This window comes from Tepidanaerobacter sp. GT38 (assembly GCF_021991635.1).
Classification (GTDB): Bacteria; Bacillota; Thermosediminibacteria; order Thermosediminibacterales; family Tepidanaerobacteraceae; genus DTU063.
This window is the reverse complement of the sequence record NZ_JAFFJA010000070.1, coordinates 1-2,774: the sequence shown is the minus strand read 5'-3', so window position 1 is coordinate 2,774 and position 2,774 is coordinate 1. Positions and strand designations below refer to the sequence as shown.

4 protein-coding genes are annotated in these 2,774 nt (G+C 33.2%); all 4 read left to right on the top strand.

The window, feature by feature from the left end:
- Positions 1–106: 106 nt before the first annotated feature.
- The 4 genes from JT739_RS09810 to JT739_RS09795 all read left to right on the top strand — a co-directional run bounded on the left by JT739_RS09810 (position 107) and on the right by JT739_RS09795 (position 2,500).
- Positions 107–661: a plasmid pRiA4b ORF-3 family protein gene (locus JT739_RS09810; RefSeq protein ID WP_237660938.1), complete on the top strand. Its 555-nt coding sequence runs from the start codon at positions 107–109 to the stop codon at positions 659–661.
- Between the two features lie 66 nt (positions 662–727).
- On the top strand, positions 728–1,279 hold the full coding sequence (locus JT739_RS09805) for a flavodoxin domain-containing protein (RefSeq protein ID WP_237660937.1): 552 nt from the start codon (positions 728–730) through the stop codon (positions 1,277–1,279).
- 64 nt (positions 1,280–1,343) lie between these two features.
- Entirely contained in the window at positions 1,344–1,835 is a 492-nt protein-coding gene (locus tag JT739_RS09800; protein WP_068557332.1) for a Csac_0668 family 2Fe-2S cluster-binding (seleno)protein, read from the top strand.
- 59 nt (positions 1,836–1,894) lie between these two features.
- Complete coding sequence (locus JT739_RS09795; RefSeq protein WP_237660936.1) at positions 1,895–2,500, top strand: DUF6438 domain-containing protein; 606 nt, start codon at positions 1,895–1,897, stop codon at positions 2,498–2,500.
- The last annotated feature ends 274 nt before the right edge of the window (positions 2,501–2,774 follow it).

The following is a 2,774-nucleotide window of genomic DNA, read 5'->3' as shown; positions in this document are numbered from 1 at the left end:
ACAAAAAATTGGACTTGATCTAATAGAATATTGTTTTACTATTGCAGAATATAGAGAAATGATAAAATAGAAGTGCATAAATACATGTAAAAGGAGCCGTGAGAGTATGAAAATTCTTCAGTTGAAAATAACATTAAAAGACGTAAAGCCTCCTGTCTGGAGAAGGGTATTGGTTAGAGACGATATTACGTTTTATAAACTCCACAGGATAATCCAGCATGCGATGGGATGGTTTGAATCCCACCTTTATGAGTTTAGGCTGGGAGAAATGATTATTGGGGAAAAAGATGATGACTGGGACTTTTACGACAGATATGAAGTTAAAAGCGCAAAAAGAATAAAGTTAAGCAGCATGAACTTTGCACCAAAGGATAAATTCAGATATGTTTACGATTTTGGTGATAACTGGAGACATGACATTGTTGTTGAGAAGGTGCTTGACCCGGAAGAAGGCGTTAAATATCCAGTATGTATCGGTGGTAAAAGAAACTGTCCTCCTGAAGATGTAGGGGGACCGTGGGGATATGAAGATTTCCTTGAAGCAATCCAAGACCCGCAGCATCCAGAGCATGAATCCTTGCTTGAATGGGTGGGGGGTTCTTTCGACCCTGAAGAATTCAGCATAGATGAAGTCAATGATATGTTGAAGATGATAAAGTAAAAGCATATATATTTTATCGGACTTTGTATGGAGGAGATAAGGTGATAAAAGAGGGGGAAAAATAATATGTCAGACAACATTAATAAAGTAGTTGTTATTTATAAATCAAAATATGGCAGCGCACAACGCTATGCACAGTGGATTGCAGATGAAGTCAAGGCGGATTTATTTGAAAGGTCTAAAATTACACTAAATGACATACTCAAATATGATACAATTGTTTATGGCGGTTCACTGTATGCTGCTGGTATTTTGGGTATCTCGCTCATAAAAAAGAACTTTGACAAATTAAAAGATAAAAAAGTGATAGTGTTTTCTGTAGGTGCGTCTCCTGCACATCCTGAAGCAATAAACGATATTATAAACAATAATTTTACCGAAGAAATGAAGGGGAAAGTGCATTTCTTCCACTTGCGGGGTGGCTTCAATTATAAGAAGTTAAATCCAATTGATAAGATTTTAATGTATCTTTTAAAGAAGAAAATTGAGCATAAAAAACCTGATGAACTTACTGACGATGAAAAAGGAATGCTTGCATGCTATAAACATCCTGCTGACTGGACAAATAAAAAATCAATAAATCCGATTATTGAATCAATAAAAAGCAGAATTAAATAACAGTTATATACAACAGAAATGAGAATTATAATAAAAATTGGTATAATAGAGAGGTAATGATAAAATGATAAATGAAAAAATAAATAACTGCTGTTGCTGTAAGGGAAAAGAGTCACTTAATAAAATAGAAAATGACAATACATGTCCTGTGTGTAAAGCATCAGGAGTAAAAGTAAAAAATATTACAGTCAGGCATTTGGTAGTTGATACCCTTGCAGAATTTGTCGGAGATATGGATTATTATATATGCATGAATGAAGAATGTAATATTGTTTATTATAATCCAGAATCAGGCGTTAAGTTTGAAAAGCAGCAAGTGAAAGTGCCTATATGGTTTAAAAAAGATGCCAATCCTAAATACGCCTGTTACTGCAGCAAGGTTACAGAGGAACAGGTAATAGATGCTGTAATAAAACATGGTGCAAAAACAATTAAGGATATTATAGAAATTACAGGAGCGATGAAAAACAGCCAATGTCAAAAAAATAACCCCTTAGGGAAATGCTGTCACAAAATAATTCAGGAGGCTATAGATAAGGGGTTATCCATGAAATAAGATGCAATTCCGTTTTGTACTATATTTTAATACTATATACCGTAAATCGGGGGATTATCATGTTTGAATACATAAAATTGCAAAGAACAATGTGTTTTGGGACTTGTCCTGTCTATAGTGTTATGGTAGATAATGAGGGTAATGTAAATTATAGTGGAGAAATGTTTGTATATAAGAGCGGAGAGCATCATTGGCAGATACCAATGAAAAAAGTAGAACAATTAAATGGCTTGATTGAGGATTTTGGGTTTAAGTCTTTTATATATGAACCAGGGAATGAGTTCATTACCGACCAGTCTTCTTGTATTACCACAATAAAATATTTAGATGGAGAAAGTAAAGAAATTAATCACTATTACGGACATGTTTTGATAGATGATAGCCTGACAGCATTTGAAAATAAGATAGAGAGAATAATAGGCACTAAAAAATATGTAAATCCAAAATTGTACATATACCTAGTTGAAGAAAAAATTTCAGAGTCATCAATCAGATACATGGTTATTTCTGCTTCGGAAAAAGAAGCAATATCTTTAGCGGAAAAGGAATGTACTAGACAAGAAGCATTAAAATGGAAAGCCATGAAGATTGGTGTTGCTATAGATGATTATTATGAACCGTTAATACTTATGAGAGATTTTAAAGTACGTAATGGGAATTTATAGGCAGATATGAAAATTAGGAGAAAAATATGTTATAATATAAAGAGGCATATAAAAGCCAAAGTGCGCCAACACATTGACTTTAGGAATGTTTTTAACTAAATAGGGCTATTAGGATTGTTTAAAATGCTTTGGAGATTTAGCGGTATTTCCAAGGCATTTTTTCTTAACAGTAAGTTAAGTCTTATTCATTTGCTTATGTTAATTTAAAAGTAGGCCATCATTTCAATTGAAAACTGGTCCACCCTAAAATATAATACCCCTATACATATTGTAG

Excerpts from the sequence above, each read along its gene's own strand:
- JT739_RS09810 (WP_237660938.1), top strand. The coding sequence starts at position 107 with ATGAAAATTCTTCAGTTGAAAATAACATTAAAAGACGTAAAGCCTCCT.
- JT739_RS09805 (WP_237660937.1), top strand. The coding sequence starts at position 728 with ATGTCAGACAACATTAATAAAGTAGTTGTTATTTATAAATCAAAATAT.
- JT739_RS09800 (WP_068557332.1), top strand. The coding sequence starts at position 1,344 with ATGATAAATGAAAAAATAAATAACTGCTGTTGCTGTAAGGGAAAAGAG.
- JT739_RS09795 (WP_237660936.1), top strand. The coding sequence starts at position 1,895 with ATGTTTGAATACATAAAATTGCAAAGAACAATGTGTTTTGGGACTTGT.